Source organism: Chromatiaceae bacterium (assembly GCA_024235395.1).
In the GTDB taxonomy this organism is placed as follows: Bacteria; Pseudomonadota; Gammaproteobacteria; order Chromatiales; family Chromatiaceae; genus Thiosocius.
The window spans coordinates 322,978-344,514 of the sequence record JACKMK010000004.1; the positions used below are offsets into that span (position 1 = coordinate 322,978).

Annotated in this window: 21 protein-coding genes; 11 read left to right on the forward strand and 10 right to left on the reverse strand. The window is 65.3% G+C overall.

The window, feature by feature from the left end; all coding sequences use genetic code 11:
• Nucleotides 1-185: 185 nt before the first annotated feature.
• The 9 genes from H6955_19985 to H6955_20025 form a co-directional block, all read right to left on the reverse strand.
• Nucleotides 186-821 (reverse strand): HrpE/YscL family type III secretion apparatus protein, encoded by a 636-nt coding sequence (locus H6955_19985; GenBank protein MCP5315848.1) that lies wholly within the window; start codon nucleotides 819-821, stop codon nucleotides 186-188.
• Nucleotides 800-1,468 carry a SctK family type III secretion system sorting platform protein gene (locus tag H6955_19990; protein ID MCP5315849.1) on the reverse strand — a complete coding sequence of 223 codons (669 nt, stop codon included), beginning with the start codon at nucleotides 1,466-1,468 and terminating at the stop codon, nucleotides 800-802. The genes H6955_19985 and H6955_19990 overlap by 22 nt, the downstream gene beginning before the upstream one ends.
• On the reverse strand, nucleotides 1,461-2,231 hold the full coding sequence (sctJ, locus tag H6955_19995; protein ID MCP5315850.1) for a type III secretion inner membrane ring lipoprotein SctJ: 771 nt from the start codon (nucleotides 2,229-2,231) through the stop codon (nucleotides 1,461-1,463). Before sctJ ends, H6955_19990 begins: the two co-directional genes overlap by 8 nt.
• 158 nt (nucleotides 2,232-2,389) lie before the next feature.
• Nucleotides 2,390-2,866 (reverse strand): hypothetical protein, encoded by a 477-nt coding sequence (locus tag H6955_20000; GenBank protein ID MCP5315851.1) that lies wholly within the window; start codon nucleotides 2,864-2,866, stop codon nucleotides 2,390-2,392.
• Nucleotides 2,867-3,007: 141 nt separating this feature from the next.
• Nucleotides 3,008-3,397, reverse strand: a complete 390-nt coding sequence (locus H6955_20005; GenBank protein ID MCP5315852.1) for a hypothetical protein — start codon at nucleotides 3,395-3,397, stop codon at nucleotides 3,008-3,010.
• 1 nt (nucleotide 3,398) lies between these two features.
• Nucleotides 3,399-3,608 (reverse strand): hypothetical protein, encoded by a 210-nt coding sequence (locus H6955_20010; GenBank protein MCP5315853.1) that lies wholly within the window; start codon nucleotides 3,606-3,608, stop codon nucleotides 3,399-3,401.
• Between the two features lie 15 nt (nucleotides 3,609-3,623).
• Entirely contained in the window at nucleotides 3,624-3,833 is a 210-nt protein-coding gene (locus tag H6955_20015) for a hypothetical protein (protein ID MCP5315854.1), read from the reverse strand.
• Entirely contained in the window at nucleotides 3,830-5,422 is a 1,593-nt protein-coding gene (locus H6955_20020; protein MCP5315855.1) for a hypothetical protein, read from the reverse strand. The genes H6955_20015 and H6955_20020 overlap by 4 nt, the downstream gene beginning before the upstream one ends.
• A gap of 26 nt (nucleotides 5,423-5,448) precedes the next feature.
• A complete protein-coding gene (locus H6955_20025) occupies nucleotides 5,449-5,892 on the reverse strand; it encodes a type III secretion system chaperone (GenBank protein ID MCP5315856.1) in 444 nt (147 codons plus the stop codon).
• A gap of 416 nt (nucleotides 5,893-6,308) precedes the next feature.
• On the opposite strand from H6955_20025, the gene H6955_20030 reads away from it, so the two are divergent.
• The 9 genes from H6955_20030 (at nucleotide 6,309) to H6955_20070 (ending at nucleotide 19,244) form a co-directional block, all read left to right on the forward strand.
• Nucleotides 6,309-6,608: a hypothetical protein gene (locus H6955_20030; GenBank protein MCP5315857.1), complete on the forward strand. Its 300-nt coding sequence runs from the start codon at nucleotides 6,309-6,311 to the stop codon at nucleotides 6,606-6,608.
• Nucleotides 6,609-6,670: 62 nt separating this feature from the next.
• Nucleotides 6,671-7,444: a hypothetical protein gene (locus H6955_20035; protein ID MCP5315858.1), complete on the forward strand. Its 774-nt coding sequence runs from the start codon at nucleotides 6,671-6,673 to the stop codon at nucleotides 7,442-7,444.
• Between the two features lie 276 nt (nucleotides 7,445-7,720).
• Entirely contained in the window at nucleotides 7,721-8,242 is a 522-nt protein-coding gene (locus H6955_20040) for a SycD/LcrH family type III secretion system chaperone (GenBank protein MCP5315859.1), read from the forward strand.
• Nucleotides 8,242-9,537 (forward strand): type III secretion system translocon subunit SctE, encoded by a 1,296-nt coding sequence (sctE, locus tag H6955_20045; protein MCP5315860.1) that lies wholly within the window; start codon nucleotides 8,242-8,244, stop codon nucleotides 9,535-9,537. The genes H6955_20040 and sctE overlap by 1 nt, the downstream gene beginning before the upstream one ends.
• 53 nt (nucleotides 9,538-9,590) lie before the next feature.
• Nucleotides 9,591-10,667: a hypothetical protein gene (locus H6955_20050; protein MCP5315861.1), complete on the forward strand. Its 1,077-nt coding sequence runs from the start codon at nucleotides 9,591-9,593 to the stop codon at nucleotides 10,665-10,667.
• 173 nt (nucleotides 10,668-10,840) lie between these two features.
• The gene (locus tag H6955_20055) at nucleotides 10,841-15,400 is read left to right on the forward strand and encodes a hypothetical protein (protein MCP5315862.1); all 4,560 of its coding nucleotides are present in this window, start codon (nucleotides 10,841-10,843) and stop codon (nucleotides 15,398-15,400) included.
• A gap of 171 nt (nucleotides 15,401-15,571) precedes the next feature.
• Complete coding sequence (locus H6955_20060; protein ID MCP5315863.1) at nucleotides 15,572-16,126, forward strand: type III secretion system chaperone; 555 nt, start codon at nucleotides 15,572-15,574, stop codon at nucleotides 16,124-16,126.
• Between the two features lie 72 nt (nucleotides 16,127-16,198).
• Nucleotides 16,199-17,845 carry a hypothetical protein gene (locus tag H6955_20065; GenBank protein ID MCP5315864.1) on the forward strand — a complete coding sequence of 549 codons (1,647 nt, stop codon included), beginning with the start codon at nucleotides 16,199-16,201 and terminating at the stop codon, nucleotides 17,843-17,845.
• Nucleotides 17,846-18,155: 310 nt separating this feature from the next.
• Complete coding sequence (locus H6955_20070; protein MCP5315865.1) at nucleotides 18,156-19,244, forward strand: cache domain-containing protein; 1,089 nt, start codon at nucleotides 18,156-18,158, stop codon at nucleotides 19,242-19,244.
• Nucleotides 19,245-19,354: 110 nt separating this feature from the next.
• Here the strand turns inward: H6955_20070 and H6955_20075 are convergent, their stop codons facing one another.
• Nucleotides 19,355-20,149, reverse strand: coding sequence for a methyltransferase domain-containing protein (locus tag H6955_20075; protein MCP5315866.1), 795 nt, complete (start codon nucleotides 20,147-20,149; stop codon nucleotides 19,355-19,357).
• Nucleotides 20,150-20,317: 168 nt separating this feature from the next.
• Here H6955_20075 and H6955_20080 point away from each other — a divergent pair, with 168 nt between their 5' ends.
• Nucleotides 20,318-20,869 carry a type III secretion system chaperone gene (locus H6955_20080; protein ID MCP5315867.1) on the forward strand — a complete coding sequence of 184 codons (552 nt, stop codon included), beginning with the start codon at nucleotides 20,318-20,320 and terminating at the stop codon, nucleotides 20,867-20,869.
• Between the two features lie 27 nt (nucleotides 20,870-20,896).
• A complete protein-coding gene (locus tag H6955_20085) occupies nucleotides 20,897-21,385 on the forward strand; it encodes a CesT family type III secretion system chaperone (protein MCP5315868.1) in 489 nt (162 codons plus the stop codon).
• Nucleotides 21,386-21,537 lie beyond the last annotated feature (152 nt).

A 21,537-nucleotide genomic window follows, 5' to 3' on the forward strand; every position in this document is an offset into this window, starting at 1 on the left:
GGCGGTCCGTGCAAGATGTGGGCAGTGTGTGGAAGCGACGCCTAACACGTCGAGCGCATCGCCGGATGTTGATGCACGACGGTTCCCGGGAAGTGGATCCTACCCGTCGCCACGGGCCGACCCGACGGATGGCGACAATAGCAGTGTCAGATCCTGTCGCTGCCCGGATCCGCTGGAATGCCGTTTCAACCACTCTGCGCGGGCTGACGGCCCAGGCGCGCCTTCATCGCCTCTTCCAGTGCCTTGAGTTGGGTCTCGATACTGGCCTCGACCACACCGAGCTCAGTCTCAAGGATGCAGCCTCTGGCAGCAAGGCGGTGATCGGGCACCACCTCAACAAATCCCACGTTGCCGAGTCCCGCTTGAATCTCGCCGATGCCCGACATCAGCTGTTCAGCCTCACCCGGGCTCACCCGCAGCGTGACCTTTTTCTGGTTGCGTACGACCTGCAGGGCGTTGCGCACCACGCGCCGGATCAGTTCGTGGTCGTCAAACTCTCCGAGAATCTTGCGCAGCGAGGACAACACCACGCCGATTGCGTCTTCCTCGACACCGGCAAAATAATCCACCGCCCGCCCGACCGAATCGATCATCTGCCCCCCGAACTCCATGCGTGCCGCCTCGCGACCTTCGGCATAACCCCTGGCCCGCTCCGACTCACGCTGTGTCTCGGCATCGTTCAGTATTTCCTGCGCCGTTCGCCGGGCTTCTTCGAGTACCTGACGCCCGGACTCCAGGATTTCGTACTGTGCCGCCTTGAGTACACGGGTATCGGGCGGCAGGGTGCCGTCAGCGCATTTCAGGCAAACAATGGAAACCATTGGGGGAACATCTCTTTTATGAGCTTGCGCAGCAAGGATGGCAGACCCGCTTCATCAGCCGGACAGTTTCGTGCCTCCGCGACCGTTGGAGCCCACGACACCGGCAGCTTGAGCGATAGACAGCGCAGCAGTCCACCGCTGACTGCCGCCACGTGCTCGGCGCAGAAGCGCGCACCGATCAAAGAATACCGCAGGCGCGGATCGGCGATCGGCGGCTCGAAGTCGAAGCTCGGAAGCCTGCCAAGGAACGGCGCACGCTTGAAGGCGAACGAGTAGCCATCTTCCCCCACGCCGCGCCGGATCTCGCGAAGGCGTCGGCCGTCGATCTCCAAGTGCAGTTCCCGGCTTCGCAATGCCACCCCGCAGTACAAGAACAGCCGTTCCAGCGTGGCACCGTCGACGAGGGCGAGCCGGGTGGCAGGACTGGAAAAGTCATCGCAGGCGCAGGCGGGAATATCGAGGATCTCGCTCAAATAGCGCGATACGGCGGCCGACGACCTCGGGCTCGTCCGTAGTCGGGACACCAGTTTGCCGTGAGGAATCGAATTAAACCAGGAGGGATGGATATAACCGCCGACGTGCAAGTTGAGGGCAAGTGCTGCCGGCACCCAACGTCGATCCGGTAATCCCAGTAGATCGTCACTCATCGGCAGGCGTCTCTTGACTGCGGGCGGTTCCACGCATCCGCCAAAAGAGGTACCCGTTGCCCGTCAGGGAAGCCACCAGCAGCACCAGAAGGCCGAGAACCAGCGTCATGAGCCAGTCTCGCGAATCCTGGGCGACCCGTACACCGAAAAAACTGCCCAAGGAGGGCCCCTCCATCGCCGGATCGTCAATCCGGGCGGGAAACATGGCCACCGAGATCTTGTCGTAGCTCAGCGCCTGCACACTGTTCTGGACGATCAGCTTGATCTTCGGCACCGCTTCTTCCAAGCCGAGCCCGGGGCGGTATTTCACGAACACCGCGGCGGATGCAGGCTCGGCCTGTTGCAATGAGGTCTGCCCCTCCGGCAGCACGATGTGTACCCTGGCGGTCAATACCCCATCAATCTGCGTGAGGGTCTCGGAGATGCTTTGTCCCAAACCGAAGCCAAAGCGGGCGCGCTCCTCGAGTGGCGACGAGATCAGACCCTGCTGCTGGAACACATCGCCGAGGTTGGAAAATTCGTCGCGAGGAAAACCCCGTCGATTGAGGATATCCACGGCACCGGCCACATCTGCGTCGTCCACCATGATGTCCACCAGTCCCCCCTTGCCCTGCACCTTGGTCGCGGGGATGCCGTGGCCGAGCAAGATCGCGAGCATCTCGTTGCCTTCCCGTTCGCTGAGCCCTGAATACAACTCGATCTTGCACCCGGTGAGCAGGATGCACAGGCCTCCGAGAACTAGCAGGCGAATTAGCGGTTGCACGCGGCTGTTTCCTTAAGACGCGGGGAAGGCACGAGATCCAAAGTGTAGACCGGGTCCGTAGGGCGCGGGTACAGGAAACGCCGCTTCGGCGACCGCGGCCCGCACGCCAAGCTGCATTGTTTGCCCCGTTTTAGCGTGACGCCAGACCGTCGCGGATCTCAGCTCTTCAGCAGGGTGTCGACGTCCTTCTCTACCGCGCCACCGACCTGGCCGATCAGCTGCTCATTGACCATTACCCGGCCCATGTGCATCTGGAGCTTCAGCAACTCCTCGGGCGCCACCTTCTTGGTGGTCATGTCCGACACATCACTCTGCAGGGCGGTGTATTCTTTCCGGATCTTAGCCACACCATGGAGTATGCGGTCGCCCGGCGACTGAGGGTCGTCTTGCGCAGGCTCGACGTGCATGCCGTCACGCGGCTGCGTTTCGCTCCGGTTCACGGCAGGAGGCTCATCCGCTGCCGGCCGCGTCGCGTGGCCGACCGGCTCCGACTCGCGGTCTTTGTTCATGGCCTGATGAAAACGTGCCTGCTCGTCCCCGTCGGGGACAGATCGACCGGATCCATCGCGACCCTGTTCCAGGCCCTGCTCTGCCACCTTGCTGGCCACGCGGCCCGCGCTACTGGGATCGATCATGTTGTCACCCTCCCCGGTCGTAGAAACATGCGCCTGGACGACACCCGACGCGGCCACCTTTCCGATCCGATGCGGACGTTGGCGCGCCGGCGTATCCCTCAACCAACACCGCCAGCCCTGCAGGGTTCGGCGCGGGCCGAACTACCTGGCCGCAAGCAGCTGCCTGGCGAATCCGACCGCATTCTCGTCCGTTCCCGCGGCCACCACCTCGTTGAGCACGCGCTCCGATTCCATCGCGCGGCCCTGCATCTTCAGCGATGCTCCGAGGTGTGCCTTCGCGATCGCGCTGTCCGGTTGCATCGCCAACGCCTCCGAACGAAGTATACGCTCGGCGGCAACGGCATCCTTCAGGTTCAACCTGGCCGCAGCGCGGATGACGTGCGGCACCTCGCTGCCCGGCCGCAGCACCGCGAGCGCACCCGCCACCAAGTCCGCGTGATCCAGCATCCCATAACCCCCCGCCGCCGCGGCGACCTCGGCCAGCAACCTAACCAGCTCATCCTCGGGCAATACCTGCTCACCGATGCTCATGTCACATCTTCTGGATCATGCTGGTGACGATGGACTTATAGTCCGCGACCATCGCGCTGATGATGCCGTACAACTCTTGATAAGTGGCCATCCCCTGCTGCAACGCAAACGCGTTTTCCGGGTCTGTGAGATCGGTGGCACTCAGCTTCTCCAACGACGCGCTGGCCTTAGCAAGCTGGGCGCCAATGGCGCTCATATCGATTCCGGACATGTCTTTGTTCTCCCGTTAAATCGATGCGGATCGTCTCGGATGATGACGATGCCAAACCACCGCGACTACCTGCGCCGCCGCCTCGAGGCCCTGGCGAAGTATCTCGAGCTGCCCGAAGCGGGCCGGCGAGACGCCAGCATCCTGCTCCCGTTTGACCTCCGCCGCCCTGGCGCGGAGCTTATGCAGCAGACTGTCGCGCTGCGCACCCGATACGTCCGCCTTCAAAACCCTTTCGACGTCGAACCAGGGATCGGAGTTCCCGTCGTCTTTTCCCACTGTCGTCCCCCAAGGTAGAGAATCTTGGCCTGGTTGCCGTAGCGCAACGTCACGCGGTCGGACGCGATCGACTCCACGACGTAGTTGCTGTCCACCGGATCGCCGACGCGCGCAACACGATTGTCACTGAACAAGGCGAACGCCACCTGGTCCTTGACGATTGCTATGCCGATCACCACAAGCCGTGTCTGCAGCGCGGCTGCCGGGTCCTTCGCGGTCGACGGCCGGACGGTACCAAGTGGGGTATCGAACGAGTCCTCAAGCGCTTTGACACGGGAGACCAGCTCGGGCACGCCGCCGGTGTCGCTGTCGAATCGACGGGCGACATTGCCCCAGGTACTCATAAGCCCGCGGCTCAGCACGCCTTCAGCGACGAGCGCACCACCATCGCTGCTGATGGAGACCTGCTTTTCCAACCCGGCGTCGCGCACGGCCTTTCGCAGCGCGGCCACCGAGCCGGCCAGCGTGCGCACCTCGGAATCCACACGGCTGATACCGGGAACATCGGTGCGCAACATGGCGACCAATTCGTCCTCCGCAAGGTCCTGGCCAAGATAACCCCGCAAATTCACCGCGCCATCGGGGGCAACTTCATAACTCAGATCCGCGCCGCCGAGGCGTGCAAGGGTCTGCCCAACGGACCGGCGCAGCAAATCCAGAGGCCAGGTGCGGTTCTCAGCCGGGATGCCGCGCTGTTTGAGTGCGTCCGACAGCTTGGCCTTCGCCGACTCTGATCCGGTGTAGCCCTCAAACACCAGTGTACCGTCGCGTCCGACGCGTACCGCAACAGACACCAGACCCAGCTGCGACAACAGCGACTTGCCGACACTCAGACGCCCCGCCCATGATTCTCCACGCTGGGCCATCGGGGTCTCAGAAACCGTCCCGTAAAAAACGACGACGACCAGCGTACCAACGGCTGCGACGATCGCACCGATCACCGCCACGCTGCGGCGAGACCAGACGCCCGCACGCTTGCCCACCGCAGACGGCGCGGCGTCCGTATCGACCTTGAAATCCAAGGCACGCGTTTCGGGGGCCGCACCAGACCTCGAGACGTCCCCACTGGAGGGGTCCGACGTATCATCGCCGACCCTTTCGGACGGCGCGGCAGCATCTGCTCCGCTCGACGCACTGCGCGGCGCAGATCTGTCCTCCGTCACGGGTTCCGGAATCGGCAGGCTATCCCAATCCGTCCCTTCAGCACCGATTGCGATAAAGGTGCGGCCGAGTCCGATCACGGAACCGAAAGGTAGCTCCTTGCCCTCGCCGGATGCCAGCAGCCCTCCGGAGGTAGCCACATCCCGGTCCCGTGCCTCGACCCACAGGCCACCAGTATCAATGCGCAACAACAGGTGTTCGGGGGCGATTGTCGCGTCCTGCAGCACCACATCGTTCTCGTCCCCACTGCCGATCGAATACTGGCCACTGGACAGCAATACCTCTGCTCCGGACTGGAATCCACTCAACAGACGCAGAACAGTCTTCTCCGCCGCTGCAGCATTCCGCGTCGACGCGTTCGTTGCTGTATCAGTCACAGCCAGCATCCAGGTTCAGCCCCCACTCATGGAAACAGCATCCGCATCGTTGACGGCGAATAGGCAACGCGGTTCTCCGCCCCTGTCTCCGCCATCCAATGATCGAGCGCATTGGCGAACTCTCCCAGGGCCCGCTCAAAACCGACTGCATCCAATGATCGAGCCGGCAACATGCGGTACATCATCAGTGCCGCACCGTCCGGTTCGAGGCAAAGGACCTCCTGCCTAGTGCCCTGCTGTCCAAGATGCTTTCGCAGGCAGTTATCCATGACGTCCTCGCGCTCAACGGCACTGGACGGCAATTCGACGATGCGCCCTTGAAGGTACACCTTGTCGCCCGCCTGGAACAGGGCAATCTCCAGGTCGCCGTCGAACAGCAGATCCACTCGCCCGGATTCATCGTTGTCCGATAGAACCAGGTTCCGGCGCCGGGCGAAATCTGCAAGCAAGGTATCGAGTTCGGCTGCCATAAGAGCTCCCAGTACTCCTACATCCAAAAACTTAAGGTTGTAAATCGAACGAATGCTTTAACTCGGGCGGAAACTATAATCATTTTTTTTATTTATCGAGCAATCACCGCCCGTGCAAGGGCATAAAAAAAATGTCACTGGACGCGATCATTTATCTCGACTTTAATTCAGTTCGAACAAGAATATGATAGTACAGCACTCGGCACGTTGTGCGCGGTGCATAATCTAATTTATTAGCTGCTCGCGCTTCTCGGATTTATGCGTAGGCGGATTGATTTTTTAATTAATCGAACCTATTCGAATTTGCTGCTACGCGCACTTGCAGGGTATCCCGGAAACTTTTCCGGCGGTGCGCACTCAACAATGTGCACTGAAACAACACTGACGACCGCTCGTTGCCAAAGGAGGCACCCAACATGACGGATCAATCCGCAGCTATTCAGCAGGCCAAGGAGACGCTACGCCGCGCCAAGGCCCTGTCACAACAAGCCGACGAAGCCCTTTCGCAAGGGCAACAGGTGTGGAAGGCGGCGGGACTTGAGACAGCCCCCGCCACCGACCCGTGGGATGCCCCGGGCGTGCCCGGCATCATCCGCGACACCATCAACAGCGACCACCAGGCCTTCCTGCAGGAAAGATCCGACAAGAAGCGCAAGACCATGGCCGCCAATGCGGGTTCAAAATCGAAACACCACAAGCCTCGCAGCATGGTCTGACCATCGCCCACTGCAGCCAATTTCGACCCGAATACGAAACAAATAGTCTGAGGAGAATCACAATGGCAGAAATGCGTATCGACGGTAGCGCGGCATCCGCCGCGGCAAGCGCCCTTTCGGGTGCCGCCGGTTCCGTCAATCCGGAGGCAATGTCCTCATTCTCGGCCGCCCTTACCCAGGCGTTCCCGAGTGCCGGTGGACAGCACCACCACGCTGGCGGTGGCGGTGGCGGCGGTGGCGGTGGAAGCGCGAGCGGCGCGGACACCCACTCCACGATCGACCAGATGTCGTCGGCCTTCGTCCAACTCGGCGATCAGGACAACGTCATCGAAATGGTCATGACGGCGCTGAAGAAGAAGGGCGGCGTACAGGAGGAGGAACTCAAGGCCCAGAAGGAGGCCTTCGACCGTACGACCACCCAGCTCGAAAACCAGATCAAGTTGCAGTCGTACTTCTCTTCTGGCTCGACCAACAGCGACGGCGTGAACGTCAACACCGACCCGATCACACTGACGGACCCCAACACCGGCCAGGAGGTCACCTACCCGTATACCGACAGCAGCGGAAACACCGTGACAGTGCTGGACTACGAGTCGCAGACCTATGGCATCACGCCGCCCGCCGTCGGCTCGGACGGCACAGTGGATCAGAGCGCGTGCACCAGCTACGAGCAGTCCGTATCCGGCGAGGTACAGACGCTGAACAGCACCAGTACCGAGCAACAGCAGGAGCTGCAGGAAACGGTGACCGACTACCAGAACACCAATTCGCTGGTGTCCACGTTGCAGTCGGATCTCAAGTCCATCCTTTCGGGCATCATCCAGAACACCCGTTAGGGACTGCAAGATGCCGCGTGGGTTCGTCGTGACTGCCGCCGCGGGAGGTGTACCTCCCGTGGGCTCGCAGCACCATATGAATCCGTGCCATCTGGCATGGGCCGGTGTTGGCACTCGGCCCTGCCAATCCGCTTGCCGGCGACCCCATCGCCTTCTTCCGCAGCACGGAGGCGTCGAGACCCGCGAACACCGGTCCGTCGCCGTGCCCATGGCATGCTCGGCGAGACCGATAGCCCATTTCCGGCGCCTGGAAGGCGTCGATGGAGTTCTACAACCATGACTGCCACCGCCACTGCATTCCAGGATCCGTTCGCCGACTTCAGCGACAAGGAACTCGGCGAGCTTCTGTACAGTTTCGTTCACAACTTCAAGACGCTGGGGGAGATCAACGGTATCTCGGAGACCAGCCTCGACGCCTTGTACAACCTGGCTTACTCCGCATATCGGGCGGGCCGGTTCAGCGACGCCCTGAAGGTGTTTCGCTTCCTGGTCACATTCGACCATCTGGAGAAACGTTACTGGATGGGTTTCGCCGCCTGCCGTCAGATGACCAAGGAGTACCGCGGTGCCATCGACGCCTACGCCGTTGCCAGCACGCTCGACCTCCACGACCCCGCGCCGCTGCTTCACACCGCCGAGTGTCTGCTAGCACTGGATCTGCGCGACAATGCCGTCGGGGCGCTGGAACTCGCGGTGGAGACCGCGGGAGAAGACGTGCCCTACCAGGCGGCAGCCGAGAAGGCCCGCGCGATGCTGGACATCACGCGAGCCGGCGATCCCGGACCGGGAGGTGCATGATGCCCGACAGCATCGGCAATCGCCCGGCCATGCCTCCAGGGCTCACCGGCCGCCCGGACTCACCGTCCGGGCTGGGTGGCACGGATTCGACAAAAACCGTTCAAGGCACCAGCCAGACCGCCGCGAGCGCCCGCACCGAGGCGCCGCCGCCAGCTGCCGCGCCGAGCGGCAGTGGGACCATCATTCTCGAGCCACCGATGCCGATGTCGGTCGACCAGATCATCGACGAGGTCACGGCGCTGTCGCGCAAGGTCACCGACAAGCTGACCACGGTGCAAAAGAACGACATCCAGCGACGCAGCACCGAGATCACCCACAAGAACAACGACCGCCTGAAGAAGTTCGAGGATGAGTTGGCGGCACAGGCGAAGAAGCGCAAACGCCACCACAGCTTCTGGGGCAAGCTCGCCGACGATTTCAAGAAGGTTGGCGCCATCGCGGCGGACGTCGGTGAGATCGCCGCCGGTATCGCGGTCCTGTGCACGAGCGTCGGTGACGGCCCCGTGGGGGTCGTCGGCGGAGTGCTGCTGATCACCGCCGGCGTCGTCGGGGCTACCCAGTATTCGGTGGACCAGGCCGATCCGAAGTGGGCCGAAAATCACCCGGCATTCAACATGGCGATGGGCGGTACGCAGCTGGGCCTGAGTCTGGCGGCGGGCGGCGTACTGGCCGGCCCGGCGATCGCGGCCGGCATGTCCAGCCTGGGCAGTTCGCTGGCCAGCACCTTGGTCACCACCACCGAGGTCACTGCCGAGGTGGGCGTGGACGCCGGCGTGGAGATGACCGAGGTGGGCACTGAGATCGGCTCGGAGGCCGCGGAATCGACGACCGAGGCCAGCACAGAGGCCAGCACCGAGAGCAGTGCGGAGAGCAGTGCGGAGAGCAGTACCGAATCGACCGACGAGATCGGTGCTGACGAAGCGTCCAGCGGAGAAGACACCGGCGATGCCGCCAACGAGAGTACCGAACTCAAGCGCACCCAGTCGAGCGTATGGCAGACCATCCGCACTATGACCACCCGGATCAACATGGTGTCGCAGGCCGTTTTGGGTGCAGACGACGTCGGCGAGGGCGTGATGTCGATCGAGGATGGCAAGGACGACAAGGACGCCGACGATGCGGCGGCCGACGCCACGCAGGACGCCTCGGACGTGAAGCAGCAGCAGGCCCTGGTGGCCGCCCAGTACAGCTCGCTGCAGAAGACCATGAAGGAGTTCGAGGCGGGTGCCCAGGCCCTGACCAGCGCGCTCAAGGATTGGGAATCGAACAGCACCCGCTGGAGCCAGACCGTCTAGGCGTGCCGGTACGGGTCCTGGCAGCGGCAACCTTACAAAAGGAGTTGCAGACGATGAGCGATTTCGACATTCGAAACCCCGGCAGCGGCGGCCCGCCACCGCTCGGCCAGCCCAACGTCGCCCCGTCTGGCGGTACCGCCCCTGCGGGTACCAGCCGCGGGGTTGGCGCCACGACGAACCAGGTGGACCCGGGCGTCGCTCCACGCCAGCCCGCGCCGGCGAGCCAGGGCCCCACGCTCGAACCGGCCAGCCCCAGCAGCGGCGCAGCACTTGCGGCCTTCTACCAACAGGATGCCGCCGCGTTCGAGGACGTCATTTCCGAGATCCGCAAGGACCTGGTCACTGCCGACGAACAGGAATGGAAAAGCAACCGCCAGGCGATGATGTCGGCATTTCAGGTCGTCAAGGACAAGCTGGACGACCAGATCAGCGAGCTGCGCAAGTCCGCGAAAGACACCATGGCGGCGGCCCTGTTTTCCGGCATCGCGCAGATCGCCGGCGGGGTCGTCAGCGTGATCGGCGCCACCAGCGCCCTGCGCAGCGGGAGTATGGTGGACGAGGAGATCCCGGAGGCCGAACAGATCTCCGATGTCGACGTCAAACCTTCGGCCGACGAGGATGCGTCCTCGATGGAGATGGACGACGACCTCCAGGGCGGCGACGAGGCGCCGGACGCCGACATCGAGTTGCAACCGATGAACCAGCAGCCCGCCGAGGTCGAGGAACCCGCTCCGAACCAGGCGCAGAACTCCGACGCCGACGACGTGCAGGACAAAACGGACGACGCCGACGACAAGGCGGGCGACGAAAAGCGCACCGGCAAGAACACTCGCAAGGTTTGGCGACCGACCGACGAGGCCCATCGCCAGGCCGTGCTCGCACGCTGGCAGGCGCTCAGCTCATCCCTCGGCGGGACCGGGACCATCGGCTCCGGCCTGGAGACCCAGGCGGCCACGGATCACTCGACCAATGCGACCAAGGATCAGAGCGAGGCCAACCAGGCCCAGTCGCAGTTCCAGGACTTCCAGAGCTTCGCCGAGCAGGCCAGCCAGACCCTGCAGACCGACTGGCAGACGGTCCAGGCCATGCTGAGTTCGCTGAATTCAGTCAAGGAAAAGGTCAGCGCCTAGCCGGATGCCGGGGCGACGCGTCTCGCCTGCCGGAACGGCGCTCGCCGGTCGGGGGAATGGATGACCGTGGTCTGCCGCGAAGCCGGCCACGGATAAGGCAGCCGCCCCAGGCCCTTGTCGGCGCGACCGTGCGGGGCGCGGCAACACCAATAATTACCGCGCAGGAGGCGACCATGGAGACCAATAAGCTGTTGCAGTCGCTCGCCGGGGGATTCGGCACGGTGCAAACCCGCCGTGGAGCATCGAGGCGCCTGTTCCCCGGACCCGCCATGGGCCGCCCGCTCGTCCGTTCACCCCGCCTCGGCTCGCTCACCGTTTCACTGCTGTTCGGCCTGCTCCTGGTCGCAAATGCGGTCCTCGCCGCAACCACGACAGACCCGCTGGAGGGCCGGCGGGTGATCCCCAGGGGCAACGTGCTGATATCCAGCCTGGTCGGTTTTCGAGATCACTCCTCCGAAGTATTCACCACCGAAAGCCTGCCGCAACTGCTGAACGCCACCCCGTCGGCCAGCGATCCGTCGGTCGGCATCATCGATACCACGCCGGTCGGTCCGGATGCACCCGACGCGGCGACCTGCCTAGGCTCGGTCGCCCATCCTTACATCGTCCGTGCGGCACGCCTGTTCAACCTCGACCACGACGTGCTGGCCGAGGTGCGCCTGAACCCGGCGAATGGCAGCGCGTTCCTCGCCCCGGACTGCACACCGGCATCGGATGGCGCCCTCAACATGTTGCTGAGCGTCCTGGGCCCGCCGGGCGCCGACGGCGAATTCCCCGTGTTCACCGAGTTCGCGTTCAGCCTCCCCGCGCCGGGCACGCTCCAGGTCACGGCCGCGGACCTCGACTACGACGGCTTCGACGAGATCATCGTGCTCGGCGGTCAAACGCTGCGCATCTTCTACGCGGCGAGCCCGTCGGACCCGTCGCAGGGGCTCGTCGCCGGTCCGGTATACACATTCATCAACGACGAACAGGCGCCGCTCAACGAACCGGGCGTCGGCGACTTCAACGGAGACGGCCTCCTGGAGATCGCCTGGGTCGGGGGGCTTCGGGGCACGGCCTCGTCCCAGATCGACTTCGTCACCGTCTGTCCCGGCCAGGGTATCGCCGGGAAGCAGAGCGGCGGTGCGTCGCTGTGCGGCAGTGACGCGCGGTTTGCGATCGTCCCCAACCCGATTGTGGCGCTGTTCGCGGGTCACACGGTGGTCCAGGGCGGATCGGCGATCTCGCTGCCGGATACCGCGAACAACACCACTGAGAATTGGTGCCTTCACGCTCAGGGAGACCAGACGGTGCGGCGCCCCGCCGCGTTGGCGATGGGCAACTTCGTGGACAACGGCGTCAACGGGCGCGGCGGCCCGATCGAGGAAATCGCCGTGTTCTACCTGGCCGGCGGCAACAACTGCGACGCCCGAGTCGCCTTATACGAATACGTCTATCCCGCCCAGAACAACGCCTTCTGGGCGAAAAACACCTTCGCGCAGGAACACCTGAACGGCAACGTCGCGATGGGTGCGAGCTACTCGCAGACAGTGCTGCTCGGTGTGACCGCCCACCTGGATCCGTTCAAGCTCACCGAACAGGCCGTGTTCGCCCTGTCGTACTACCCAGGGGGAACCTGGTACCGGTGGCCGCCGTTCGTGCTGCATGTGCCGGAGGGAGGCGGCGGACCGGTCTTGACCTCGGGCCAGGTCGAAACCATTGCACCCACATTTAATGGGTTCTATATGGGACTTGCCGTCGCGCCTTTGTCCTCGTCGAGCGTGGTGACGCCGGGGGCGGCCGGCGCCGATCTCGCGCAGGCCGCCGCCGGGCAATGTCCCTATCGGCCCCAGGTGACGCTCACCTTCGCGAGGTTCGATGACGATACGAGTTTCTTCCAGGGCGCCCTCGAGTACGTGCCGAACGCCGACTTCTCCCTGCAGAAGGTCGCGGAGGTGCAGTTCGATGCCACCTTCGCCTATCCGGACGACGGCCTACCCCCGTACCCCCTCGACGGCGTGAACCGCCTGTCCGCCGTCGACTTCGGCGGCGACACGTTGCGCCTGCAGGCCCCGTTCCAGACCACCGGCAGCGGCCACCTGCAACCGCAGTTCGTACTCCAGGCGCCGCCGGTACACATGGACTACGTCACCCCCGAGGGCGGGCGCGGTACCCAGGCGGCGATGCTCAACCTGAGCGCCGCGGCCGAGTTCGCCGCGACCCTGGATTTCGCCGGCGCCGGCCTCGCCGAGGTGACACCGATCGCCGGCTGGAGCGCCAGCGGTACCGGGGACGCGGACGACCTGGTCGCGTTCCCCAAGGTCACGGCACTGAGCACCGACGCGGACATCCTCGCACCGCTGGGCATGTTGTTCGAGTACGGGATTAAGCCGTCACTCGGGAGTTTCGCCCCTGCCCAGGCCGACCTGTCCGGCGCGACCGCCTCGCTGCTCGACGACCTGGTGGTCTTTTCCAGTGCCGAGACGGTGCAGTTCCACTACCCGGTCACCGGCGGCATCGCCTGTCCGGCCACCATCACGGTGCCGAACCTGGGCGCCGTGCTGCCGTGCGCCTTCGACGCGGCGATCGGCGGCTGCCTGTGCAAGGCGGTGGGTAGCAGTCCGATCTGTCCCGCGGTCACCACGCCGGCACTCACCTGCAACAACATCTCCGGCGGCCCCTGCTGCACCATCACCGGCAGCCAACTCAACTTCACCGTCTCGGTGCCCGATCCGGAGAGCGTCGTGTTACAGGCCGTCGAGGGCGGCACGTTGGAGTGGTACCAGCCGGATCACCAGCCCGGCCAACTGCTGTCCTACCCGTCGACCGTGGCACTGGCCCAGGCGCGGCATCCGGACATGGACCTGTTGACCCGCGGCGACACCGACGAACTCACCACCGGCACTTCGGGCGCCGGCAGTGCCGGGACCAGTGTCTGGGCCGCCGGGGCCGGCGACAAGACGCTCGGCAGCGACCTGGTCCATTCGTTCGACACGGCGCTCTCGGCACTGAGCGGCTCTGCCGACGTCGAGGACCTCTACGTGCTGGTCTCCGAGACCGTCGCGTACAACGCCAGCGACGTCATCGGCACGCCCTTCGCGTTCGAGATCGGTCTCGACGCCCTGTCCGGGCTGCAGGTCGTTTCGACCGGTGCCGGCTTCCTCGACCAGGCCAGCTACGGCTACTTCTTCACACCCTTCATCGCCACTGCCGGCAGTGCCGACAGCCTGCAGAGTCCCGGCACCCCGTCCTGCCCGGACGGCAGCGACTGCGCACTCGCCGCAAGCGGTGTACCGACCGCCGGCTTCGCCACCGATCCCACCGACTTCGAGGGCAGCTGGTGGGCCGACAGCGACTACACCTCGTACATCGACATCGCCCTCAACCAACCGGGCAAGTGGAAGCAGATCTCCGCGGCAAACGCGCTGGACACCGACCTGCAGTGCCGGGGCGACGCGAATACCTGCTTTGCGGTGCGCGCCCCGTCGCCGTCCGGCAACGCCACGACCGCCAGCGACGTGCTCGACAACCCCTTCTACTACACCCGCGGCCTGAAGGTGACCGTCGGCACGGCGGACGGCCCACAGCGCATCAGCGCCGAACCCGGCGAGACGGTCTACCTGACCGCGAACGTCTACAACTACAGCATCTCCAGCCTGAAGACGCTCAACACGGCCTCGGCGACCGACGTCTACGTCCAGTTCTACCGCCAGCTGGTATCGGTGAACAACGGCGAGTACAGCTACCTGGGGCTTTCCGAGGCGGTCGGCGACCCGGTTCCGGTACTCGGGAAGGACGGCAGCACCTTCCTTCGCCCGTTCAACGTCGGCAGCAACGCCGAACACGACAACATGGGCAGCGCCACGGTGAGCTTCACCACCTCGGCGCAGGACGCCGACACCTACTGGTTCTTCTGGGTGGTGGCCTGGGGCCAGTACCAGGACGACGGCACGCTGGTGCCGGAGTTGCCGGGTCACGGACTCGATGCGTCGTTCGACCCCACCAAGCTGTATTTCCGACCGACCGGCGTGCCGCTGGAGACGTCTGTCCTTGCCGACGGATCGAGTGCCAGCTTCAGCAACAACGTGGGGTTGAACAACCAGATCTTCCACATCAAACCCGTTGCGAGTCTTTCCGCACCGCCACCGGTCCCGGGACCGGCACCTGAACCACCCACGCTCGGCATCGAGGACCTGGTCCTCAGGCCCGCACGCTTGGGACTGCACGACGAGACGGTGGTCTCCGCCGCGGTCTGGTCCCACGGCGAAGATACCGAGGCGGTCACCGTACTGATGAAAGACGAGGACGCGAACGGCAACATCCGCCTGTTCGATGTCGAACTGCTGCCGCGGGTGCCGGCCGACGGCGACCACGCGGTGCGCGCGACCTACCGTCCACGCAGCTGCGGCGTCCACCGGATAAGCCTGGAGGCCAGTGCCAAGGACCGCGAGCCGACTGCGCTCGACGATGAGCTGCTGGTCGTCTGCCCGGACATCAACGGCGACGGCTGTGTCGACGTTCGCGACACCGCGGCCCTGTATTACGCGATCGCCCGCGGCCGGACCGACCCATCGATGGACCTCAACGGCGACCACGTCGTGAACCGGGCCGATGCCCGCAAGGTGTCGCGCTACTACAGCAATCCGCACGGCCGGCCCTGCAATACCGGCCGGAAACCTCACCACGGCGGTCCGCCGCATCACGCCGACGACCATCGGCCATGGGACCGCCGGCCGCGGCGCCACGGCTGATCAGGAACAAGGAATGGACCCATCCGATTCGGCAACGGTTTCTCGCCGGCCCCGTCCGACCCTCAGGCACGCCTACGGTCGACTGTCGCCGGCCGGGCGGATCGCGATCGGTCCGCACATCGGCCGGCCTCCCGGCCTACTCGCTGCATCCATTTTTGGAGTGATGACACATTGAACGAAGGCCACGCCTCAGTACTCGAACAATGGGTTGCAGCCATCAATGAACAGTTCGGCACCCGCTTCGAGGCGGAAGACCCCGAGCACCTGTTCCTCGAACTCGAACACGGCCGCCGCATCGGCGTCGAGCTGCCTGACGGCGGTCCGCACTACACGCTGTTTACCACGGTCGGACTGCTCAGCGACCCGGGCCAGCTCAGACGCCTGCTCGTGGCCCTGGAGATGAACCTCTACCAGCGCGCGACCGCGGGGGGCGTGATCGGCCTCGACAGTTTCACCGGCGCGCTGGCCTATTCGTTCAGCTTCCCCGTCGACCAGGGATCCGCGGAACTGCTCGCGCAGCAGATCGAGCACTTCGCGGAGATCGCGGACGCCATCCAGGGGCAGCTCGACAAGGTCGCGTCCGGGGATGACTACTCGCTCGAGGCGGCCGGCATCGCCGACGAGCTGGGTCTGGTGCCCGGCAGCGAGATCGATGCCGAGGAGTCCGGGGATCACCTGTCCGACGACAAGGCGGATGCGGGCGAGAGGCCCCTGATCAAGGTGTAAGACCGGCTGGCTCGCCTGGCGCGCTGCGGCGACACCCGGCGTTTGCCACCCCATTTCTGCGGAGGAACCGAGATGCCAACCGGGATAAGAGGCGACACTACACTGAGTTCGAACCAGCTGACGGCCCGGGTCCCGAACTACGAAGTGCTGCACAAGCTCAAGCACGTGGGCATGTCGCTGTTGCAGCTGTTCAAGAGCCGCAGCGTGCCGGACATGAAGGCGACCCTGCGCCCACCGGGCGACCTGCCCGAACCGGCACAGGCCGATCTGCGTGAGATCAGGCCGCGCCGCAGCGGTCTTCCGCCGCTCACCATGTCAGGTACGGCGCTCGCGCGCTCGCGGGAGACCCTGGAGGATCTTCCGCAGCTCCCGGCCTCGCAAGCCCGCTCCGCGGAGCGTTACATGCGATGTGTCGTCGTCGCTTCGAAGCCGGCGCGCACGGACAGCACCAGTCCGACGAAACTGCGGGGCGTCAGTCCCGGGATGCGGGATGCCTTTGTCACGACCGAAACGGACCGTCACGGAAACCCTGTGCACCTGCTCCCGCCGACGGTGCTCAACTCGAACCTGATCAACCGGTCGCTCGGCGACTTCACCGACCACTTGAACATGGCGCAGTTGCAGGCCGACGAAGACGACGCGGACCTGATCCGGCCCAACCCGGGCCAGGTGGACCCGCGTGTCATGACGTCGCTCACCGACCCGAGGACTGGCTTCGCCGCCGGCATCACCTACGACACGGAACAACGCGAGTTGATCATCGCGTTTCCCGGTACCGGATCGCATGGCATGGAAGGAAACCAGACACTGCGGAACCTCTTCGGCTTTCTCGGCTTTCATACCAAGAATACGTCGCAGGCATCGAAGCTGACGCGCCTCGTCAAGGCGCACGTCGACAGCCTGAACGAAAGGCTGCCAGCAGATCGACAGATCAAGTTGACCCTCACCGGCCACTCCCTGGGGGGCGCGCTGGCCGAGTATGCGAGCCTGCGCAACCGTGTCCCCTGCATCGTCTTCAACCCCAAACGGCCGGACTGGGCCGCACGTGCCAAGATCGGCGCCAACCGCCTCGCGGAGGCGCACAAGTACTGTACCGAGGTCTCGGTACAGGGGGATTGGGTCTCCGATACCCACCTGGCGAAGGCCGCCTACCTGACGAAGCTCCTCGGCTTCGACTCGCGCGGGCCACTCGGCACCGCACGGCGATTCATGCTCCCGGCCTACAACGTCAAGAGCAGGCATGAGAAGGTCCTGGATGCGCTCAACGGCTTGCGGAGTCAATCCGCCAGGGTGAAGCGTCTCCTTGTCCTCGACGGGGTGCTGAAAACGAGCGATACCGAGACTGCCCGCCGCGCCCGCGGCGACCTGATCGCCGGGGAGGTGAGGAGCGGCATGCGGCGCTACTTCATGGCCGAGGCCGACACGCTGGTGCGTTCGATGAAGCACCCGCGCTTTCTCGACAGCCTGGCGCTCGAGGACGACAACTTCGATCGCAAACAATGGGCGCGGGACGTCAGTCGACTCGAGCACGACCTGGTCGAGAACGTGCCGCGCTGGATGGAGCAGATCATCGAGGGGGGGGCCGAACCGCCCACCGAGACGGCCACATCGGCACGACAGGCACTGGAGGGCTTCTTTGACGACTACCACGCAAAGCGTGGCGAGCTTCCACCGGTACTCGATGCCATCGCCCTGGATTTCACCGGTCGGAAATTCTGAGACGACCTGTTGCGGCGTGGTCAGGGTCAATGAGGTCATGAGCGCACCGCGATGGCATAGCGGGGACCCGTCAGTGGTTCCCGCGGCAACAACGGGATCGCCCTGGACCGAGCCGACGCGGACGCAGGGATCCAGCCGGACAGCCATGTCGGCACGAGGGCGAAACCACCGAGGCGGAGGGCGTCTGCCACCGACGCGGGCTGCACTCCGCGACCGGACCTCACGACCGAACATAGAACGAACCACATCAGCCATACCACCGCGTCCGGTCGAATGGCTGCGGACCAGACCCTCATCGAGATCAGGCAGAATGAACAATATTCGACATCGTACCCAGGTAGGTCGCCCCGGAATCACCCTGGCAATCGCCGTCGCAATCGCCGTGTTGGTGGGGCCGGCCCGGGCGGGTGGCGGTTGCGACCGCTCCGTGCTCGATCTTGCGGCAGCTCATATCGACGCCATGCTCGGCAGTGTGGCCGCCAGCACGCGCGCCGTTGGCGAGGCGTTCGCCACGCAACTGCGCGACGAGGCCCCGATCACCCCGGAGGAGGCCGACACCTGGCGACGCCGCATCCGGGCCAGCGGCGACACGAAGGGCTTTCGCACCTGGTCCGAAGGTGCGCCGGCGCCGGCTTTCCAAGCGGATGCCCCCGGCATCTACAGCTATCGACCGGGGCCGCTGAGGGATGCCGACATCGCCCAGCTGAAGACCTTCGAGCGCCTGGTTCCGCTGCTGCGCGCCGCCTACCGAAGCTTCAATTTCTCCTGGGTCTACCTCACCAGCGCCGACGATCTGATGCTGATCTACCCCTATGTCCCGCTGGATGAAGCGGTGCACAACGCCATGCCGACCCGGCAGGTCTATTACACCGCGGCGGACTTCGACCGTCGTGCCGTCGGCTGGACCGCGCCCTACCTCGACCTGGTGGGTGCGGGCATGATGATTACCGCCTCCTACCCCGTCTACGAGGGCGATCGTCTGCTCGGCGTCGCCTCGCGGGACGTCACCCTGAGACAGCTCGCGAGCGGCGTGCTGGCGCGGCTGGGCCTCGAAGACGGCACCGAGGCGGTGCTGATGGACGACAAGGGGCTCGCCATCGAGGCGAGCGATCCGGCCCTGGCCGGCGAGATCGACAAGGTCAACAACAATGCCGGCGCCGCGGTGCTGCACCTGCGCACGCCCGACGGGCTTGCGGCGCTCGGCAGCGCGCGAGCGGTGGCATCCGGCTCGTCGCGGCTCAACCGCATCGGGGAGCAGGTGCTCGGGTCGTTGAAGCAGCGAGGCGCCGCCGAGGTGCGCTTCGATGACGAAGGCCGCACGGTGCTCGCGACCCGCATACAGCATACCGGCTGGGTGCTCGTCCTGATCCGCTCCGGGGGTTTGGCGGGCACCAAATGACAGCAGACCACGAGGCCCCGGGTTACAGACCGCGAGCAAGCAATTTCCGTCCCGTCCCGATGGCCCGGCGGGAAGCGCCCCGTGACCCACGCCCGCCGACCATGGCTGCGTCACTGCGGAACAAACCCCTTCGCGAGGACGTGCACATGCCCCACGACCGGCGCATCCCGCTGGGTGCGCAATACCACTTCCGCCTGGGAGACCACCACCATCCCGGCGGCCCGGGCCACGTCGCGAAGGTAGGCGGGATGGTGCGCGAAGCGGCCGGTGCGCCGCAGACGATATCCAGGCTCCGGCTGATACTCTGTGGTGCAGATGAACACACCGCCGGGATTCAGGCGGGACACTATCGCCTCCATCAGCGTCCCCAGTTCACCCAGGTACACCAACATGTCGGCGGCCGTGACGAGGTCGTAGGCCTGTTGTGGACGGCGCAGAAAGTCCACGACGTCCGCCTGAAAAAGCTCGTCGTAGACGCGGCGCCGGGCCGCCCCTCTGAGCATCTTCGGCGACAGGTCGACGCCCGCGAGGTATCCGACGCGCGGTGCGATGAGCACCCCGAGCAGGCCGGTCCCGCAGCCGAGGTCCAGCGCCCGGCCAGGCGGCGCGGCCCCGCTCGCCAGGTGGTCACCGAGTGCGGAGCTCACCCGGTTGGCCGCCTGATAGTCCAGGTCAACCAGCAGGTGCCGGTCGTAATGTCCGGCGTACCCGTCGAACAGGGCCCGGACGTACTCGCGCGGCGCCCTCCGCCCGCGCCACCCGAGTCGCGCGAGCGGCAGATGGCCATGGACGCGCAGCAGTTTCCGGACGGCGAACCCCAGCGCCACGGCCAGGAGCGCCGCGAGGGCCCACGCCAGTGGCTGCATCCCCACCGCGTTCACTTGCTGCAGAATGCCTGCATCCATCACACGGATAGTGTACCGGCAGACGCAAAACGAACAGCAAGCCGCCGCGCAACAGCGATACCCTGTTCACCGCCGGTTTGGCCGGACGCATCGGGGTGGACTACTCTTCCCATCTGTCGCCCCCCGGAATGCGTACCGGCGCGATGCGGGCGACCCAGGAGGCCTGGAATGACAGGAGCAGTCGATCACCGGGGCGTCGACCCCGAGGACCTCATCCGGGACACAGCGCAGCGAGCGCCCTCCCGCGAGAACCTGGAAACCCTGCTCGCCGCCGTTGCGGCGCGTAACGGCGCAGCTGCCCCCCGCATCGACGACGACGGGACGGTCGTGGTCTCCCTGGCCGACGAGGTCGAGCTGACGCTGCTGCACCGTGCCGGCGTGTCCGGGTTCATCGCCGCGGCACCAATGCCCGACAGGCTCGCCGGAGACCCCGACCTGCTGCTCGACCTGCTGTGCGCCAACCTGGACTGGCATCGCACTGCCGGGGCCACCTTCGCCAAGCTCCCAGACGGTGGGCCCTGCGTACTCTGCGGCCTGATCCCGGCGAGCGGCGGCGCGTCCGACCGGGACGTCCAGGCGTTCGAGAAGAGCCTGTTGGACTTCGCAACGCGGGCGGCGGACTGGATCGACGAACTGGAACTGGCCCTAGATCTCGCCGGCGACGACCGGGCAGCCGAGCCGCGGCCAGCCTCCGGTCCACCGCCCGCGGTATTCGCCTGAACACCAGCGTACAGAGGGGAGAACGCCATGTCGCGTCGTGAATACGCCAGCCGCATCCTCACCGAACTCTGTAGCGACCTCGGCCTGCCGGCCGCCGAGATGCAACCGGACGGCCTGCTCACCCTGGCCTTCGACGACATCCGCGTGACCTTCCGCCATGTGACGACACCGTTGGAGACGCTGGTGCTGCTCGTGGATCTGGGTGAGCTGCCTGCGGACGCCGGGCAGGCCGCTGCCATGCTGCTCGAGCTGAATCTGGTCACCTGGGGGCGCAACAACCTGACCATCGGGCTCGGCGCCGACGGCCGGCAGGTGCTGGGGCGCAACATCCTGCCCCTGATCACGCTGGACAGGACCGGCCTGCGCGAGGTCCTGGAGGCCATGCTCGAGTCGACCGTGCCGATCCGCGAGGCCGTCGCCAACTTCACGAGGGCCGCACGGCCACGCACCGGCGACGAGGCGGCGCGCCAGCGGCCTGCGCCGTTTCCGCGCGGTCCGGGCACGCTGCCCGTATGAACCCGCCGGTTCACCAACAGTTCACGGGAACGCAGGGGCATGCGGCGGCGTCTCAGGTACGGCGTGGCGCTGGTTGTTGTCGGTCGCGAGATCGCTCACCTCAAGCCTGGACGCCGTTGCCCGGTTCGGCGCAACCGCAGTTGAGGGCCATC

What these genes read in the sequence shown, in the direction of transcription:
- H6955_20035 (MCP5315858.1), top strand. Translation starts at nt 6,671, where the DNA reads ATGGCAGAAATGCGTATCGACGGTAGCGCGGCATCCGCCGCGGCAAGC.
- H6955_20040 (MCP5315859.1), top strand. Translation starts at nt 7,721, where the DNA reads ATGACTGCCACCGCCACTGCATTCCAGGATCCGTTCGCCGACTTCAGC.
- H6955_19990 (MCP5315849.1), bottom strand. Translation starts at nt 1,468, where the DNA reads ATGAGTGACGATCTACTGGGATTACCGGATCGACGTTGGGTGCCGGCA.
- H6955_20025 (MCP5315856.1), bottom strand. Translation starts at nt 5,892, where the DNA reads ATGGCAGCCGAACTCGATACCTTGCTTGCAGATTTCGCCCGGCGCCGG.
- H6955_20030 (MCP5315857.1), top strand. Translation starts at nt 6,309, where the DNA reads ATGACGGATCAATCCGCAGCTATTCAGCAGGCCAAGGAGACGCTACGC.
- H6955_20010 (MCP5315853.1), bottom strand. Translation starts at nt 3,608, where the DNA reads ATGTCCGGAATCGATATGAGCGCCATTGGCGCCCAGCTTGCTAAGGCC.
- H6955_20050 (MCP5315861.1), top strand. Translation starts at nt 9,591, where the DNA reads ATGAGCGATTTCGACATTCGAAACCCCGGCAGCGGCGGCCCGCCACCG.
- H6955_20000 (MCP5315851.1), bottom strand. Translation starts at nt 2,866, where the DNA reads ATGATCGATCCCAGTAGCGCGGGCCGCGTGGCCAGCAAGGTGGCAGAG.
- H6955_20005 (MCP5315852.1), bottom strand. Translation starts at nt 3,397, where the DNA reads ATGAGCATCGGTGAGCAGGTATTGCCCGAGGATGAGCTGGTTAGGTTG.
- H6955_20055 (MCP5315862.1), top strand. Translation starts at nt 10,841, where the DNA reads ATGGAGACCAATAAGCTGTTGCAGTCGCTCGCCGGGGGATTCGGCACG.
- H6955_20085 (MCP5315868.1), top strand. Translation starts at nt 20,897, where the DNA reads ATGTCGCGTCGTGAATACGCCAGCCGCATCCTCACCGAACTCTGTAGC.
- H6955_19985 (MCP5315848.1), bottom strand. Translation starts at nt 821, where the DNA reads ATGGTTTCCATTGTTTGCCTGAAATGCGCTGACGGCACCCTGCCGCCC.
- H6955_20065 (MCP5315864.1), top strand. Translation starts at nt 16,199, where the DNA reads ATGCCAACCGGGATAAGAGGCGACACTACACTGAGTTCGAACCAGCTG.
- H6955_20075 (MCP5315866.1), bottom strand. Translation starts at nt 20,149, where the DNA reads ATGGATGCAGGCATTCTGCAGCAAGTGAACGCGGTGGGGATGCAGCCA.
- H6955_20080 (MCP5315867.1), top strand. Translation starts at nt 20,318, where the DNA reads ATGACAGGAGCAGTCGATCACCGGGGCGTCGACCCCGAGGACCTCATC.
- H6955_20070 (MCP5315865.1), top strand. Translation starts at nt 18,156, where the DNA reads ATGAACAATATTCGACATCGTACCCAGGTAGGTCGCCCCGGAATCACC.
- sctE (MCP5315860.1), top strand. Translation starts at nt 8,242, where the DNA reads ATGCCCGACAGCATCGGCAATCGCCCGGCCATGCCTCCAGGGCTCACC.